Source organism: Stenotrophomonas sp. INTA L402-1 (assembly GCF_059295135.1).
The window spans coordinates 14,668-30,827 of sequence record NZ_JCAFWP010000016.1 but is presented as its reverse complement, the minus strand read 5'-3'; the positions used below and the strand labels follow the sequence as shown (position 1 = coordinate 30,827).

The following is a 16,160-nucleotide window of genomic DNA, read 5'->3' as shown; positions in this document are numbered from 1 at the left end:
AGTGCTCGGCGCCGGCGCAATAGACTTTGCGCATGCAGACCTCACGACTCGCGCCGATGTTGCCGGCGCTGGCGGTGCTCGGCTCGGTCACCTCGCTGGCCATCGGCACCTCCTACGCAAAACACCTGTTCCCGCTGATCGGTGCCCAGGGCACCAGCGCGCTGCGCGTGGGCTTTTCGGCGCTGTTGCTGCTGCTGTTCTGGCGGCCATGGCGCTGGAAGACCAGCCGCGTGGATGCGATCACCATCCTGCGCTACGGGCTCACCCTGGGCCTGATGAACCTGCTGTTCTACATGGCCCTGCGCACGATTCCCTTCGGCATCGCGGTGGCCATCGAGTTCACCGGGCCGCTGACGGTGGCGATGCTGTCATCACGACGACCGATCGACTTCCTGTGGGTGGGCTGCGCGGCGGTGGGGCTGCTGTTGCTGTTGCCGATCGGTGGCGGCCCGGCGCTGGATCCGGCCGGCGTGCTGTATGCCATGGGTGCGGCGGCGTGCTGGGGCCTGTACATCGTGTTCGGCAAGCGTGCCGGCCATCTGCACGCCGGGCATTCGGTGTCGCTGGGGCTGCTGGCGGCGTCGCTGGTGGTGGTGCCGGTGGGCGTGGTGCATGCCGGCGCCGCACTGCTCGATCCGAAGATCCTGGCCGCTGGCCTGCTGGTGGCGTTGGTGTCCAGCGCGATCCCGATGTCGCTGGAGATGATGGCGCTCAAGCGCCTGCCCAAGGAGACCTTCGGCATCCTGATCAGCATGGAGCCGGCAGTAGCCGCGCTGTGGGCGATGCTGCTGCTGCACGAGCACCTGCATGGATTGCAGTGGCTGGCGATCGGCTGCACGGTGCTGGCCTCGGTGGGCAGCACGATGACCGCGCGGCGGCTGAACGTGCCGGTTACCGCATGAAAAAAGGGGACGGAGGGGATTAAGTCGTTTGTGGCACAAACGACTTAATCCCCTCCGTCCCCTTTTTTCAGCGCAGGGCGTCGGCCGGGACGTCGATCTGCATCGCCAGGGCGAGGTGATCGGAGAACGCGGCCGGTACGGCTTCCACGGTGCGGGTCTGCAGGCCGCTGCTGACCAGGATGTGGTCGATGGCGCGATCGGGGCGCCAGCTGGGGAAGGTCGGCACGATGCAGCCCGGTGGTTGCAGGCGGGTCTTCTGGTACAGCACCTGCATTTCCGGGCGTTCGGCCAGGCAGTTGAAGTCGCCCATCAGGACGGCGTTGGGATGGTCGGACAGCAGCTCGGCAATGAAGCCCAGCTGCGACATCCGCGAACCCGCGCCCAGCGACAGATGGGCTACCGCTACCGCCAGGCCATCGGCGCCGTCGCCGAACTTGGCCAGCAGCACGCCGCGCCCGCCGATGCGGCCGGGCAGGGCGTGATCCTGCACTTCCACCGGTTCCAGCTTGCTCAGCAGGCCGTTGGCGCTGGAGGCGACCCCGCCCATGCGCCGGTTCGGCTGGTGGCTCCAGTAGTTGAAGCCGGCACGCTGGGCCAGGTAGTGGGTCTGGTTGGTGAAGCCCGAGCGCAGGCTGCCCGGGTCGGCCTCCTGCAGGCCGACGATGTCGTGTTCGCGCGCCAGGGTGGCGATCGCGTCCAGGCTGCTGCGCTTGCGGCCCGCCGGCAGCGCATGTGACCAGCTGCGGGTCACATAGTCGCTGTAGCGGCGGGTACTTGAGCCGGCCTGGATGTTGGCCGTCAGCAAGCGCAGGGTCCGTGTACGGGGGGAATTCACGGCCGGGAAACGCTTCTCTTGGATCAGTGAGCCTGGGCCGCACCGCGTTCGCGGGCGATCAGGTGGTCGGCAATGCGCAGCATGTCCGGGAAGCTCTTGCCCTTCACCAGGTACTTGCCGTTGACGATGATCGACGGGGTGCCGCTGATCTGGCTGCGCTGGGCGAACTGCTTGGCCGAGTTGGTCTTGGCATTCACCGCGAAGCTGCCCATGGTGGCGGCGAACTGCTTCGGATCCACGCCGTAGGCACCGTAGAACTTGGCGATGTCGTCAACCGAATCGGTGCCGCGCTCGCCCTTCAGGGTCTTCTGCGAATGGATGGCAGCGTACAGGGCTTCGTGGGTCTTCTCCTGCACGCCCAGGGTCTGCGCGGCGTAGAAGGCACGGGCGTAGTTGTCCCAGGTACCGCCGAACATGGCCGGCACGTAGACGAAGTTCACGTCGCTCGGCAGGCCGGCCTTCCACGGGCCGACCAGCGGCTGGAACGCGGCGCAGGCCGGGCAGACATAGCCGAAGATCTCGGTCACTTCGATCTTGCCGGCGGCCGGCTGGAACGGCTGGCCGTTCGGGATCACCTGGTAGTCGGCGCCTTCCACCGGGGCCGGGCCGGTCAGTGCGGTGGTGGTCGGGGCCGGTGCAGCGGCCGGGGCGGCTTCAGCCGCGGCCTTCTCGCCTTCGGCAGCGGCCGGGGCGGCGCCTTCGGTACCCGCGGCCGGAGCGGCCGGTTCGGTGGTCGCCGGAGCTGCAGCCTGTTCGGCCGGGGCCGCGGTGGTGTTGGTGCTGCCGTCGTCGGCCTTGCAGGCCGCCAGGATCGGCAGCAGCGCTGCGAGGGCGAGGGCGTAACGGATCTTCATGGAAACGTCTCCAGCATCTGGAAAGGTGGGGCCGGCGTCATGCGCCGGCCAGGGGGAAATGATGACACGCGGCGGCGACAGCGCCGTGTCGGTGGTGGGTGTTGGTTCAGCGGCCGCGGGCGGCGCGGGCCTGGGCGATCAGCGCCGAGGCGATGCGCAGCTGGTCGTCGAAGCTGTCGCCACGGACCAGGTACTGGCCGTTGATGATCAGCGCCGGGGTGCCGGGGATCTTGGTGCGCTGGGCGAACGCGCGGGCGGCATCGACCTTCTTCTGTACGGCATCGCCGCGCAGGGCCTGCAGGTAACGGTCCGGGGTCACGCCGTAGGCCTTGTAGAAGGTGGCGAGCTCATCGGCCGAGACGTTCTGCATCGGCAGCGAGCCGTCCTGGTGCAGGGCCTTGAACACGGCGGCATGGCTGCGCTTGGCCACGCCGACTTCGTCGGCGGCGTAGTAGGCCAGTGCCCAGGCATCCCAGGCGCCGCCGAAGGCTGCCGGAACCGGAGTGAAGCGCACATCGGCCGGCAGCTTGGCTGCCCAGGCTTCCAGCTGCGGTTCGAAACGGGCGCAGTGCGGGCAGGTGTAGCCGAAGACCTCGACCACCTCGATCTTGCCGGCCAGCGGCTGGAACGGGCCCGGCTGGGCGATGCGCTCGTAGTCCTTGCCTTCGACCAGCGGGGCATTGGCGGGGGTGGCGGCGCAGGCTACCAGCGGCAGCAGCACCAGCACAGACAACAGCAGGCGGGAAATCAACCTCATCGACACGCATCTCCGTTGAAAAAAGCAACGCCGGCGCGGTCGCCGGCGTGAAGGAAACATACCGCAGCCGCGGGCCGGCGTGGCGACCCGGGCCGACCAGTGGTGGTCAGGGGGCGGCAGCCGGTTGTGCCGGCGCGGTGGCAACGGCCACGTCGTCGGCCTTGTTGTGCAGGCCCTGCAGGTAGCTCGACAGCGCCTGCACCTCCTGCTCGCTCAGCTTCTGCGCAACCGCAGCCATGATCTGGAAGTGCGCCTTGTCGGTCTCGTTGGTCTGGCCGGCCTGGTATTCCTGCAGGCGGCGCGCGACATAGCTGGCATGCTGGCCACCGATGTGCGGATAGGCCGGCCCCGGATTACCGGCGCCACTGGGGCCGTGGCAGGCCATGCAGGCCGGCAGGCCACGCTTGGCATCGCCGCCACGGTACAGCTGCTGGCCGATCTCGTAGAACTTCATGCCCTTGTAGGGGCCGTCGGTGACCGCCGTGTCATCGGCGATGCCGGCAGTGGCCTTCTGCGTGGCGAAGAACGCGCCGATGTCGCGCATGTCCTGCGGGGTGAGGTTCTGCACGAACGGCACCATCGCCACCGCCGCGCCGGAGCTGCGCTGCCCATTGGCGATCAGGGCCATCTGCTGGGCGACGTAGCGTTCGCTCTGACCGGCGATGGACGGGTACATCTCCACCGTGGAATTGCCGTCGGCGCCATGGCAGGCCGCGCAGGCCGAGGCCTTGGTCTGGCCGGCCTTGGCATCGCCCCAGTGGGTCTTGCTGAAATCGACCTCCAGCGAAGCGGTGTTGATCGGCCCGTTGTCGGGCAGCGGGGTCAACGTGGTCTGCGCGAACGCAGCAGCGGCAACAACTATGGCAGTGGCAAGGGCGGATACGGCAAGAACGCGAGCGTGGCGCATGCTAAAGCTCCGTATGGACCGGGCCGGGCGGTGGCCGCCGGCATCGCCCGGATTATCAACGCCGTTTCCGCGCACGGTCAACGCAGCAGTGCAGCAAAATGCCCGCAAAGGCCGCCGGCACGGGCGCGCGGCGCCGCAACATGCGATCCTAGGCACATGTCATTGCTCATCGAACGCGCCCGTTACCACCTTTCGGCCCACAACGTGCGGCAGCTGCCGCCCGACGAAGGGGCCGAAGTGGCCTTTGCCGGCCGCTCCAATGCCGGCAAGTCCAGTGCGCTCAACGCGCTGACCCGCCAGAACGCCCTGGCCCGTGTCTCCAAGACCCCCGGCCGCACCCAGCAGCTGGTGTTCTTCCAGGTCACCCCGGAAGCGCATCTGGTCGACCTGCCCGGTTACGGCTACGCCAAGGTGCCGCTGGACCTGCAGGCGCACTGGCAGGCCTTCATCGACAGGTATTTCCGCACCCGCGAAGCCCTGAAGGGGCTGGTGGTGGTGATGGACATCCGTCATCCGCTGAAGGACTACGACCGGCAGATGCTGTCCTATGCCGTGCAGCGTGGTCTGCCGGCGCACGCGCTGCTGACCAAGGCCGACAAGCTCAGCCGCAGCCAGCAGATGCAGTCCCTGCAGAAGGTGCGCAAGGAACTGCAATCGGCCTACGGTGACAGCGTCAGCGTGCAGGTGTTCTCCGGCGAAGACCGTACCGGCGTGGACGAAGCCCGCGGCGTAATCGGCGGCTGGCTGGGGCTGGAATAAGGCATTTCCGGTCGCCCGGCTGGCAGCCGGGCGCTACCGGATCGGGTGGGTGCCGACCTTGGTCGGCACACTCTCACAACGGCGAATGCTCCGCCGGCACCCACGCATAGGCCTTGCCCTCGCCACGCACATGGCCCAGACCGGGGAACGGCAGGTGCGCACCGGCCACCCACCAACCGTTGGCGGTGGCCTGCTGCAGCAGGCCGCGACGGCTGGCGATGGCCGCTTTGCGGTCCGAATCGGCCTCGAAGGCCGCCTCCGGGTGCGCGAACTGCACCGCGTGGAAGTGCAGCACATCGCCCCACACCAGCAGTGACTGGCCCTGGCTGTCGAACCGGTAGGAGACATGGCCAGGCGTATGGCCATGGGTGTCCATCGCCACCGCGCCACCGGGCAGGGCATCGCCGGGACTGAAGGTGCGCAGGTGGCCGCTGGCCTGATAGGGCGCTACCGCGTTGCGCGCCAGCGGGAAGGCAAAGCGCACGCCCTTCGGCGCGGTGGCCTCGCTGGCCGGGTTGAGCCAGTAGTCGGCATCGGCCTTGGACAGCCACACCGTGGCATTCGGGTAGGCCGGCTTGCCCTGCGCGTCGAGCACGCCGCACAGATGGTCCGGATGGGCGTGGGTCAGCAGCACCTCATCCACCTCGGCCGGGTCCACGCCGGAGGCGCGCAGGTTGCCCAGCACCTGGCCCAGGCCGGGGCCGAAGCACTGCGCGGTACCGGTATCCACCAGGGTCAGGTGGTTGCCCTGGCGCACAAGGAAAGCGTTGATCGCGGTCTGCAGGCCCTTCTTGTCTTCGGGCACGTAACGGCCTTCCAGCAGGCGGCTGACCAGCGTCGGCGGCACGTCCACGACTTCCTGCCGGCCCAGCGCGACCACGCCATCGAACAGGGCGGTGACCTGCAGCGCACCGACGCGCTGGTGGTAGACGCCTGGGACCTGCTGGGTGGGGGCAGGCGACGTGGTTTCGGCCAGCGCGGCCAGTGGCAGGGATGACAGGGCCAACAGCAGGGCGCGGTGCAGCGGCAGGGGACGCAGGGACATGGTGGTTCTCGGTGGACGACGGGCGGTTCCGTTGCCGTATAGCGTGCCGTGGCCGACGTGTGTGCGGCGCTCAAACCACTACGCGGAATGCTCAGGGAGGGGGGTTGTCTGCAGGGCTGCGCCCTGCACCCGCAGAGGCAACGGCAACGGCAACGGCCGAAGCAACAGCAACAGCAACAGCCGAGGCAACAGCAACAGCGGGCTATCCGTGGGATGGCGGGGTGGGTCCGGTTGCGGGGGCCGCTGCAAGTACGTCCATGTAAGCTCGGTCGCCGCATCCATGCGGCTCACGCCCCCGCAACCGGACCCACCCCGCCTTCGACAGTTTTCTGCGATCTGTTGGAACGACGTATTGCCCTGGTGGGGGTCGACCTTGGTCGACACAGTAGATCCACGCAATGCGTGGATGATTCATTCGATATCTGACAGAAAAATCGTGTCGACCAAGGTCGACACCTACCAACAGCCGCGGAGATCTGTCGGAGGCGGGGTGGTGTGGGTGGGCAGGACCGTTGGCGCCATGGATGGCGCCATCGAGCCCCCATGGATGGGTTTACGGCGTGTCCTGCCCACCCACACCGCCCCGCCTTCCCTCGGATAGCCGCTGTTGCTGTTGCTGTTGCTTCGGCCGTTGCCGTTGCCTCTGCGGGTGCAGGGCGCAGCCCTGCCGAACCCCTTCAAATGTCTGTGGGAGTCAGTCCGTATTGCTCGGCGAAGCGCTTGCTGAAACTCGCCGCAGACCGGTAGCCCGCGCGTGCTGCGACGGTCTTCAATGGCAGGTCCGTGGTGTAGAGCAGCTGCATGCCATGCGCCAGCCGGGCCTCGGTGAGCAGCTGGCGCAGGCTGGTGTCCTCGGCGGCGAGACGACGACGCAGGGTCGCACCGCTCAGCGCGAACTGTTCTTCCACATCACGCGATTGCCAGTCGCGTGCCGGTTCGGCGGCGATGCGGTCGCGGATCTGTTCGCCCAGGCTCGGCGCCTGCGGCAGCAGCAGGTTGCCGTGGCCCTGCCGGCACAGGGCCAGCACCAGCGAGGCCAGCGCCAATCGTGCCTCGCTGTAGCGGCCGTCCTGCAGCGATTGCCGCCACTGGCGCAGCACCGGGCCATGGTCGATCAACGGCAGACGTGCCATCGCCTGGCCCGGCGCGGGAAGGTCCTCGCTCCACAGCGTGCGTGCGGCCGCCAGCACTTCGGCACACAGCGGCACGATGGCACTGAGGTAGCGGCCGGTCCCCGGGTCGGGCGTGTTGACCACATCGATCCGGCAGCGCTGGGTCAGCAGCAGGATGTCGCCGGGGATGAATTCCAGCGACTGGTGCGCGGTGCGCACCTGCTTGCGGCCCTCCAGCAGGATCGCGAACTGCGGTTGCGGAATCTCCACCGAGCTGGCGCCATGCTCGCGACGGGCGGTGATGCAGGCATAGCCTTCGGCGCGCTCACAGCCCGCCAGACTGGCCATCTCGGCCAGCAGTGCGGTGGCCGGGGGCAGCATGGCGGTCATGTCACGTGTGCGCCGAGCAGGCGACCGACGCCGGCGGCCGCGGCCATCGCCAACGCGCCCCAGAACATCACCCGGATCGCGCCGCGTACCGGCGGTGCGCCGCCGGCCTGGGCCGCCATCGCGCCGGTCAGGCACAGGCCGAGCAGGGTGCTGGCGGTGGTCATCATCGCGACCTTGTCGACCGGCGCGAGCAGCGCGGTCAGCACCGGCAGTGCCGCACCACAGGTGAAGGCGCCAGCCGAGGCCAGCGCTGCCTGCAGCGGGCGCGCGCGCAGGGTATCGGTGATGCCCAGCTCGTCGCGGGCGTGGGCGCCCAGTGCGTCGTGGGCGGTGAGCTGCTCGGCCACCTGCCGCGCCAGCGCCGGCTCCAGGCCGCGGTGGCGGTAGATCGCGGTCAGCTCTTCCAGCTCGCTGTGCGGATCTTCGTGCAGTTCGCGCTTTTCCATCGCCAGGTCGGCGTCTTCGGTGTCGGCCTGGGTCTGCACGGAGACATACTCTCCAGCAGCCATCGACATCGCGCCGGCCACGGTGCCAGCCACGCCGGTGGCCAGAATGGTCGCCGCGGAGGCGCCGCTGGCGGCCACGCCGACCACCAGGCCGGCCACCGAGACGATGCCATCGTTGGCCCCCAGCACGGCGGCACGCAGCCAGCCGACGCGCTCGGAGCGGTGCAGTTCGGGGTGTCGTGAATGGCGGCTCATGGCCCCGAGTGTACGAGGGTCAAGAGGGCGTCGGTAGGATGCTGAAAACCGTCTCCGTCGCATGACGCAACGGGTCGCCACGCTATAGTGCGCCCTTGCGATGGAAGGCCCCGGGCCCCACATCCCCCGCCACTGTCCAGCGAGCCTTCCCCTTGTCGAGCCCCAGCCACGTCGCCGATACACCCATTACCGACCGCTCGCAGCTGGTGGAGGTGATCGCCTCCGGCGAGAAACCCCGCGCGCAGTGGCGCATCGGCACCGAGCACGAGAAGTTCGGGTTCCGCCTGGATGACCTGCGCCCGCCGACCTTCGAGGGCGAGCGCGGCATTGAGGCACTGCTCAACGGCCTGGTCCGCTTCGGCTGGGAGCCGGTGCAGGAGAACGGCAACACGATCGCCCTGCTGCGCGATGGTGCCTCGGTCACGCTGGAACCGGCGGGCCAGTTGGAACTGTCCGGCGCGGCGCTGGAGACCATCCACCAGACCTGCGTGGAGACCGGCACCCATCTCAACGAAGTGGCACAGGTGGCAGGTGAGCTGCAGCTCGGCTTCCTCGGCATGGGCTTCCAGCCGAAGTGGAAGCGCGATGAGATGCCGTGGATGCCGAAGGGCCGCTACAAGATCATGCGCGCGTACATGCCCAAGGTCGGTTCGCTGGGCCTGGACATGATGACCCGCACCTGCACGGTGCAGGTGAACCTGGACTACGCCACCGAAGCGGACATGGTGAAGAAGTTCCGCGTGTCGCTGGCGCTGCAGCCGATCGCCACCGCGCTGTTCGCCGATTCGCCGTTCACCGAAGGCAAGCCCAACGGCTACCTGAGCTACCGCTCGCACATCTGGACCGACACCGACGCCGACCGCACCGGCATGCTCGACTTCGTGTTCGAGGATGGCTTCGGTTACGAGCGCTATGTCGATTACCTGCTCGACGTGCCGATGTATTTCTCCTACCGCGATGGCATCTACCACGACGCCAGCGGGCAGAGCTTCCGCGATTTCATGCAGGCCAAGCTGCCGGTGCTGCCGGGCGCGCTGCCGACGCTGCGCGACTGGTCGGACCACATGACCACCGCGTTCCCGGAAGTGCGCCTGAAGAAGTACCTGGAAATGCGCGGTGCCGACGGTGGCCCGTGGAGCCGCCTGTGTGCGCTGCCGGCATTCTGGGTGGGCCTGTTGTACGACGACACCGCACTGGATGCGGCCTGGGACCTGGTACGTGATTTCACTCTGGCCGAGCGCCATGCACTGCGCGACGGCGTGCCGAAGCATGCGATGAACCTGCCGTTCCGCACTGGCAGCGTGCGCGACCTGGCCCGTGAAGCGGTGAAGATTTCCGTCGAAGGCCTCAAGCGCCGCGCGGCGCGCAATGCCGACGGCCAGGACGAGAGCAAGTTCCTGGACGTGCTGCAGGAGATCGTCGAGTCCGGCCTGACCCCGGCCGAACGCAAGCTGGCGCTGTTCCATGGCCGCTGGCACGGCGACGTCGATCCGGTGTTCCGCGAGTTCGCGTACTGACACTGTTCCGGCGGGTGCCAACCGGGGCCGGCACCTGCCGTTGCGTCACCACCCGCGCGCTGCGAACAGGCGCGCGTAGATGCCGCGAACCACATCCTGCTTGCTGCGGTTGTAGGCCTGCACGTTGGCATTGCCCTGCAGTGCTGCCTGCTTGGCCTGTGCATAGCGCCTGCGGTCATCTTCATGGCTGCGCAGCCAATCGCGGAACAAGCAGTGGCGGAGGTGCTCGGCGCAACCAGGTGCGAACACGTGCAGGTTCACGCGCGGCACGTCCAGTCGCAGCATGCGGTGCTGGTACCACGAGGGTTCGCGGATGGTAAGCACGTAGCCCAGTGCCTGCAGCGCTGGCAGCCAGGCCGCTTCGTCGGCGGGATCGGCAACCAGCAGGTCGATGTCAAGTACCGGTTTGGCCGGCAGGCCCGGCACCGCGGTGGAGCCGACATGTTCAATGCCCAGCGCGGTGTTGCCGAGTGTCGCCTGCAGCTGCGTGCGCTGCTGCTCGAACTGGTCGGCCCACAGCGTGGACCAGGGCACCACCTGCAGCGCTTCCGGCTGCGGCGCGCCGAGAACCCAGGGATTCTCCTCAGGGTCGCCATCGGCGAAGGTGGTGATTGCGGTGGGATCGAACGGGATATCGGACATGCCCACCATGGTGCCATGCTCAGCGGTGATGTCAGCCCGGCTTGCCGTCGCGCCGTGGGCACAGGTAGATCCAGCCCAGCCGCGCCACCCACGGTGCCAAGGCCAGCAACCAGCCGATGGCTGCGGCGAAATGCCACGCATGGGCGTCGGGCATCAGTTCGGCAGCGATGCGCATGATCGCCACCGCCTGCAGCGCGACGAACGCAAACCAGGCCACTGCCGGCATCACCAGCGGTCGGCCGGAATGGCCCTGGGTGACCCGGGTCACCATCGCCACCAGCAGGCTGCCGAACAGGCCCACGGCGAGGGCATGCAGCGGCGCGCGGCCGAGCAGTTGCGGATGGCCCAGCATCTGGCCGATGTCCTGCAGCAGATACAACGCGAAGCTGATCGGCAGCCACGCCAGTGCAAGGAACAGGGCCGCGAGCAGGCCCGGCATCGGCCCGCGTGGCCACCAGTGCCATAGCGCCTGCAGCGACAACATCAGCAGCGGCGCATCGGCCAGCCACAGCAGGTGGTCGACCTGCAACGCGCTCAACAGCAGGCGCAGCATCAGCAGCGCCCACATCGCAGCCAACCAGCGCAGCGGGCGCCACGCCACATAGCCATCCACCACGTTGTTGGCGAAGAACGGGATCATCCGGTGCGCGACGGTGAGGTAGACCGGCAGCAGCAGGCCGAAGGTGCCGAGTGCCACCGTGACCGGCATCAGCGTGGCGTGTCCGCGCCCCACCGCCATGAACAGCAGCAGCCCCAGCCAGCCCAGCAGCAGTGCGGCATAGCAGGCGCGCGCATGCCAGTTGCGGTTGGGACCGGCGGCCTTGAGCACGCGTCCCAGCACGATCAGTCCGGCGCTCCAGCCGGCCAGTGCCAGCAGCAGGCCGGGCCACAGTCCGGGTGTCCACCCGCAGGCGGCGGCAATCAGCAACGCCTGCCCACCAAACAGGCCGATGCCGACCGGCGCATAACGGCTGCGTGGCAGCTCCGGCTGTGCCATCCAGCGCGGGAACACGGTGAGCAGGAAGCCGAAGATGAAACTGGGCAGTACCAGGTACTGCATCAGCAGCGCGTGCAGCCAGGCCGGAGGCAGCGGCGGTGGCTGCGGCCTCCACAACCCGCGCAATGCGCCCAGCCACAACGCCCACCACAGCATTGCCAGCAGCAGGTTGCTGGCGCCGATGAAGAACAGCAGCCGGTGCGGCGCGCGCATCAGCATCGCAGGGGAGGGCAGGCGGGCCATGCAGCGAGTCTGCGCCCGGCTGGTGGCCGGGTCCTTGATCTTCGTCATGCCCAAGGAGGGGAGGCAACCGCTTCGCTCGCCGGGCATGGCCCGGCGGACGGGCCGTGCAACGCAAACAAGAAACCCCGGCAGTGCCGGGGTTCTTCGTTCACAGTCGCCGATCGATCAGGCGGCGTTCTTCATCGTCGCCATGTCGATCACGAAGCGGTAGCGCACATCGTTCTTCGCCATGCGCTCCCAAGCTTCGTTGACGTTCTTGATGTCGATCATCTCGACATCGCTGACGATGCCGTGCTCGGCGCAGAAATCCATCATTTCCTGGGTTTCGGCCATGCCGCCGATCGCCGAGCCGGTCAGGTGCTTGCGGCCGAAGATCACGCTGCCGCCGGTCAGCGGCGGATCCAGTTCGGTCAGCACGCCGACCAGGCACATGGTGGCCTCGCGCTTGAGCAGGCCCATGTACGGGTTGGTGTCATGGCCAACCGGAATGGTGTTGAGCAGGAAGTCGAAGCTGCCGGCGTGCGCCTTCATCTGCGCGGCATCGCGCGAGACCAGCACTTCATCGGCGCCCAGGCGCTTGGCATCGGCACCCTTTTCCGGCGTGGTGGTGATCATCACCACGTGCGCGCCGAGGGCCTTGGCGAACTTCACGCCCATGTGGCCGAGGCCACCGAGGCCGATCACGCCGACCTTCTGGCCCGGGCCGACCTTCCAGTGGCGCAGCGGCGACCAGGTGGTGATGCCGGCGCACAGCAGCGGCGCGGCGGCCTTCAGGTCCAGCGTTTCGGACACCTTCACCACGAAGCGCTGTTCGACCACCACGTGGTCGGAATAGCCGCCGTAGGTCGGCGCGCCGCTTTCGCGTTCACGGCCGTTGTAGGTCCAGGTCGCGCCTTCGGCGCAGTACTGCTCCAGGTCGTGCTCGCAGGCGTCGCAGTGGCGGCACGAGTCGACCATGCAGCCCACGCCGGCGTGGTCGCCCACCTTGAAGCGGGTGACGTTGCTGCCGACCTCGGTGACGCGGCCAATGATCTCGTGGCCCGGCACCATCGGGTAGATCGAGCCACCCCAGTCGTCGCGGGCCTGGTGCAGGTCCGAATGGCAGATGCCGCTGTAGAGGATCTCGATGCGCACATCGTCCGGGCCGACCGCGCGGCGTTCGAATTCGTACGGGATCAGCGGGTCGGTATGTGAATGGGCGGCGTAACCACGGGCGAGGGACATGGGGAATCCTTGGCAGGGTTTATCGAAAGGCGCTTTACAATACGCCCCGTACCCAGCGGCAAAAAGCCCGGATATCGGCATGATTCATCAAGTGAAACTGCACAATCATGGCCACTGACAATCTCTCCCACCTGGCCGCGTTCGCCGCAGTCGCCCGCCACCGCAGCTTCCGCCGTGCCGGCGCCGAGCTGGCGCTGTCGACCTCGGCGGTGAGCTATGCGATCCGCGCGCTTGAAGAACGGTTGGGGGTGGGCCTGTTTCATCGCACCACCCGCAGCGTGGCCCTGACCGAGGCCGGGCAGCGTCTGCTGGAGCGGTTGCAGCCGGCCTTGGGGCAGGTGCACGATGCGTTGGAGGAGATGAACCAGTTCCGTGCTGTCCCGGCTGGGCTGCTGCGCATCAACGCCACCCGTGCTGCGGTGGCGACACAGCTGGGACCACGGCTGGCGCGCTTCCTGCACGCCCATCCCGACGTGCGGGTGGAGCTGACCGAGAACGACGGCCTGGTCGACATCGTCGCCGAGGGCTACGACGCCGGCGTGCGCCTGCACGAGTTCGTACCCGAGGACATGGTGGCAGTGCCGATGGGGCCACCACTGCGCGGGCTGATTGTCGGCTCGCCGGACTATCTGCGGCGGCATCCCGCGCCACAGCATCCGCGCGATCTCGCTGCACACGAATGCATCCGCTTCCGCTTCGCCAGCGGGCATCTGTACAAGTGGCAGTTCGAGCGCGGTGGGCAGGCGCTGGAGATCGACGTGCCCGGACGGCTGACGCTGGGCGAGCAGGGCACCGTGGTCGGCGCGGTACTCGATGGCATCGGCCTGGCCTACGTGCTGGAAGACACCGCGCGGCCCTACATCGAATCGGGGCAGATGGTGGCGGTGCTGGAAGACTGGAGCGAACCGTTCGCCGGCTTCGCGCTGTACTACCCGAAGCAGCGGCAGATGCCCGGTGCGCTGCGTGCGTTCGTGGATATGCTGCGCGAGTGAATCGCGGTGGATGGCGCAGTGCCGTCCAATGACCGGCTCCAACGAGAGCTTTCCGGGTAGATCCACGCCATGCGTGGATGGCGTTCACCCGCTAGAGTGAGTCTTCTCAACAAAAGGACGTCATTGAGCATGCTCGCCGATCTCGAACAGGCTTCCGGCCAGACCTTCCCGCCGTTGTTCCGCCAGCTGGTGGAAGGCAACCGTTTCAGCTGGGGCGAGCAGGGCCCGAACTGGTACCGCACGGTGTTCCCGCAGGTGCAGCCGCAGCCGCCGGTACTGCTGTATGCCAACGACTATGAACCGATCGAGCCGAGCGAACTGCGCGCAGCGTGGGAAGATCTGACTGCCGAAGATCATTACAACCCGCTGCGCGATGATCTGAAACTGCTGCCGTTCGCGCGCACCGGCGCGGGTGATCACTACTGTTTCTGGACCAATGCACCGGGTTCCAGCGAGTCGCCGGTGCTGCTGGTCTGGCATGACGATGATCGCGCCGATCTGCTGGCCGCGAACTTCCAGGACTTCCTGTTCCGCAAGATGGCCGAAGCGGTGGTGGAGCTGGAGGAAGAGGATTCGCTGCTTTCGGAGGGCGATATCGGAACCAATCTGCAGGCTTGGCTCAGTACCCATCGTGGCTGGCTGCGAGGGGACCAGGTAGCGGCGCTGGAGGCGTTGTATGCACGCGTGGATGACATCACTGCGGGTGAGATCAGTGACGAGGACGTGCAGCCGCTGCTGCAGCTGATCGCGTTCGACGGTATCGACAGCGAAATGCCCTACGTGCAGGCGTGACCTGATCCGAAGCGCTGCCGGTAGAACCTCGCCATGCGTGGATGCGGCCGGCTACGGCGCCTACAGTACGGGTGCCAACAATTCCAGGCAATCACGCAGATGCACCTCTACCGGCGCATCCTCGGCCACCACACCGATCACGCGTTCGCGCAGCGGCTCGGCCACGGCCATCGCCAGGATCAGCCGTGCCATGCACGCGGCATCTCCCTCGCGCAGCAGCCCGCGCTGCTGCTGACGCGCCAGCCAGTCGGCCAGCAGCGCACGGCCGCGTTCGATGCCATTGTCCAGATAGGCCTGCAGCAGCGCGTCCTTGCCAGGAAAGTCGGTGGCCAGCAGGCGGAATACCTGCACTGCCTGCGCCGACAGTGCCTGCGCGCACACCGCGTGCAGGATGGCCTGCAGCAACGGCATCACCTCGTCGGCGTCGTGCGCATCGCGCTGCAACTGCGGCGCGAAGCCGTCGGTCCACTCGCGCACGGCCAACCCGACCAGTTCTTCGCGGTTGCTGGCGTGGCGGTACACGGTCTTCTTCGCTACCCCGGCGTGCGCCGCCACCGCTTCGATGGTAGTGGCCTCGTAACCCTGTGCCAGCAGCAGCTCCAGCGTGGCCTGCAGCACGGCGTGGCGGACTTCGGCTTCCGGCCGCGCAGGGCGGCCGCGGCGGCGGATTGGTGAGGGTGGCTCGGGCAGGGTGGTGCTGTTCATTGCGCCCATCTTACCGCATTCGGATAATTGCGAAACGAATAACGTTTCCGTATTGTCAGGTCTCCCGACATGCAGGAGACCCCGATGGATACCGCTGTGAACGCCCGCGCCTGGCTGGACCACCACGATCTGCTCGACCCCGCACCGATGCGCTTGGAAACCGGCATCCAGCGCCGCGAAGATGGCACCCTGCTGGTGGCGGTGCGTACCGATCTGCACGGTTGCAAGGGCCGCATGCTGGACTGGTGGTTTACGTTCTTTGAGACCACACAGCACATCCGCTGGTGGCATCCGGTCGATCATGTCGAGCATCGCGGCTGGGACGCGGCCTGGCAGCGCGGACGCAGCTACCACGGTGCCAGCATCCACGCGGTGGAATCGCTGGCCGACATCCCGCCGGTGGCGGCACGCCTGAAGTTCCATGACCCGCGCACGTTGCTGGTGCCCGAGCGCCTGCAGGTGGCACAGGATGCAGGCGATGTATCGGCAGTGATCGCCGCGCGCATCGGCTTTGGCGACCACGTACGCCTGGATGCAAACGGTGATCCCTGCGACGGGCAGATGCTGCACGTGGCGCGCGATACGCCGTTTGGCTGTGTGCTGCGCAGCCGCTTCGTGCTCGGCCTGGACAGCACCGATCCGCACTGCGATGCCGGCGATGCGGTCGGCCTGGGCCTGCTCAAGCACTGCTACACGGAGTTCAGTTTCCTCTCGCGCCTGCTGCCGTCGCTGTACTACGGTGAGCGCGCCAACGGTGAAGCAGTGCCGTTGCCGTGGTGAACGGCG

The 16,160-nt window shown here is 67.6% G+C and carries 17 protein-coding genes; 6 read left to right on the top strand and 11 right to left on the bottom strand.

Annotated elements, in window-relative coordinates:
* Nucleotides 1–32 precede the first annotated feature (32 nt).
* On the top strand, nt 33–902 hold the full coding sequence (locus AC5O77_RS11070) for an EamA family transporter (RefSeq protein WP_478057545.1): 870 nt from the start codon (nt 33–35) through the stop codon (nt 900–902).
* A 67-nt stretch (nt 903–969) separates the two neighbouring features.
* Here the strand turns inward: AC5O77_RS11070 and AC5O77_RS11065 are convergent, their stop codons facing one another.
* The 4 genes from AC5O77_RS11065 to AC5O77_RS11050 form a co-directional block, all read right to left on the bottom strand.
* Nucleotides 970–1,707, bottom strand: a complete 738-nt coding sequence (locus tag AC5O77_RS11065; protein WP_005419292.1) for an endonuclease/exonuclease/phosphatase family protein — start codon at nt 1,705–1,707, stop codon at nt 970–972.
* Nucleotides 1,708–1,760: 53 nt separating this feature from the next.
* On the bottom strand, nt 1,761–2,591 hold the full coding sequence (locus AC5O77_RS11060) for a thiol:disulfide interchange protein DsbA/DsbL (RefSeq protein WP_478057544.1): 831 nt from the start codon (nt 2,589–2,591) through the stop codon (nt 1,761–1,763).
* 106 nt (nt 2,592–2,697) lie between these two features.
* Nucleotides 2,698–3,348, bottom strand: a complete 651-nt coding sequence (locus AC5O77_RS11055) for a thiol:disulfide interchange protein DsbA/DsbL (protein WP_032128968.1) — start codon at nt 3,346–3,348, stop codon at nt 2,698–2,700.
* Nucleotides 3,349–3,454: 106 nt separating this feature from the next.
* Nucleotides 3,455–4,255, bottom strand: coding sequence for a c-type cytochrome (locus tag AC5O77_RS11050; RefSeq protein ID WP_180838418.1), 801 nt, complete (start codon nt 4,253–4,255; stop codon nt 3,455–3,457).
* 156 nt (nt 4,256–4,411) lie between these two features.
* On the opposite strand from AC5O77_RS11050, the gene yihA reads away from it, so the two are divergent.
* Entirely contained in the window at nt 4,412–5,014 is a 603-nt protein-coding gene (gene yihA / locus AC5O77_RS11045) for a ribosome biogenesis GTP-binding protein YihA/YsxC (RefSeq protein WP_014038472.1), read from the top strand.
* 73 nt (nt 5,015–5,087) lie between these two features.
* Here yihA and AC5O77_RS11040 read toward each other — a convergent pair whose 3' ends face one another.
* The 3 genes from AC5O77_RS11040 to AC5O77_RS11030 all read right to left on the bottom strand — a co-directional run bounded on the left by AC5O77_RS11040 (nt 5,088) and on the right by AC5O77_RS11030 (nt 8,262).
* Nucleotides 5,088–6,059, bottom strand: coding sequence for an MBL fold metallo-hydrolase (locus tag AC5O77_RS11040; RefSeq protein WP_478057543.1), 972 nt, complete (start codon nt 6,057–6,059; stop codon nt 5,088–5,090).
* 677 nt (nt 6,060–6,736) lie between these two features.
* Nucleotides 6,737–7,561: a helix-turn-helix transcriptional regulator gene (locus tag AC5O77_RS11035; protein WP_494506807.1), complete on the bottom strand. Its 825-nt coding sequence runs from the start codon at nt 7,559–7,561 to the stop codon at nt 6,737–6,739.
* On the bottom strand, nt 7,558–8,262 hold the full coding sequence (locus AC5O77_RS11030) for a VIT1/CCC1 transporter family protein (protein WP_049421856.1): 705 nt from the start codon (nt 8,260–8,262) through the stop codon (nt 7,558–7,560). Before AC5O77_RS11030 ends, AC5O77_RS11035 begins: the two co-directional genes overlap by 4 nt.
* Before the next feature lie 152 nt (nt 8,263–8,414).
* On the opposite strand from AC5O77_RS11030, the gene AC5O77_RS11025 reads away from it, so the two are divergent.
* Nucleotides 8,415–9,779: a glutamate--cysteine ligase gene (locus AC5O77_RS11025; RefSeq protein ID WP_032129893.1), complete on the top strand. Its 1,365-nt coding sequence runs from the start codon at nt 8,415–8,417 to the stop codon at nt 9,777–9,779.
* Between the two features lie 45 nt (nt 9,780–9,824).
* Here the strand turns inward: AC5O77_RS11025 and AC5O77_RS11020 are convergent, their stop codons facing one another.
* The 3 genes from AC5O77_RS11020 to AC5O77_RS11010 all read right to left on the bottom strand — a co-directional run bounded on the left by AC5O77_RS11020 (nt 9,825) and on the right by AC5O77_RS11010 (nt 12,885).
* Nucleotides 9,825–10,421: a GrpB family protein gene (locus tag AC5O77_RS11020; RefSeq protein ID WP_239669743.1), complete on the bottom strand. Its 597-nt coding sequence runs from the start codon at nt 10,419–10,421 to the stop codon at nt 9,825–9,827.
* 31 nt (nt 10,422–10,452) lie between these two features.
* Nucleotides 10,453–11,709, bottom strand: coding sequence for an NnrS family protein (locus tag AC5O77_RS11015; RefSeq protein ID WP_317218059.1), 1,257 nt, complete (start codon nt 11,707–11,709; stop codon nt 10,453–10,455).
* Between the two features lie 117 nt (nt 11,710–11,826).
* Nucleotides 11,827–12,885, bottom strand: a complete 1,059-nt coding sequence (locus AC5O77_RS11010) for an NAD(P)-dependent alcohol dehydrogenase (protein ID WP_032129891.1) — start codon at nt 12,883–12,885, stop codon at nt 11,827–11,829.
* 107 nt (nt 12,886–12,992) lie between these two features.
* Between AC5O77_RS11010 and AC5O77_RS11005 the strand changes: the two genes are divergently transcribed.
* Both AC5O77_RS11005 and AC5O77_RS11000 read left to right on the top strand, forming a co-directional pair.
* Nucleotides 12,993–13,877: a LysR family transcriptional regulator gene (locus tag AC5O77_RS11005; protein WP_149908660.1), complete on the top strand. Its 885-nt coding sequence runs from the start codon at nt 12,993–12,995 to the stop codon at nt 13,875–13,877.
* A 129-nt stretch (nt 13,878–14,006) separates the two neighbouring features.
* Complete coding sequence (locus AC5O77_RS11000) at nt 14,007–14,669, top strand: SMI1/KNR4 family protein (RefSeq protein ID WP_478057802.1); 663 nt, start codon at nt 14,007–14,009, stop codon at nt 14,667–14,669.
* A gap of 60 nt (nt 14,670–14,729) precedes the next feature.
* Here the strand turns inward: AC5O77_RS11000 and AC5O77_RS10995 are convergent, their stop codons facing one another.
* A complete protein-coding gene (locus AC5O77_RS10995) occupies nt 14,730–15,383 on the bottom strand; it encodes a TetR/AcrR family transcriptional regulator (protein ID WP_494506806.1) in 654 nt (217 codons plus the stop codon).
* 75 nt (nt 15,384–15,458) lie between these two features.
* On the opposite strand from AC5O77_RS10995, the gene AC5O77_RS10990 reads away from it, so the two are divergent.
* Nucleotides 15,459–16,154, top strand: a complete 696-nt coding sequence (locus tag AC5O77_RS10990; protein ID WP_107433164.1) for a DAPG hydrolase family protein — start codon at nt 15,459–15,461, stop codon at nt 16,152–16,154.
* The last annotated feature ends 6 nt before the right edge of the window (nt 16,155–16,160 follow it).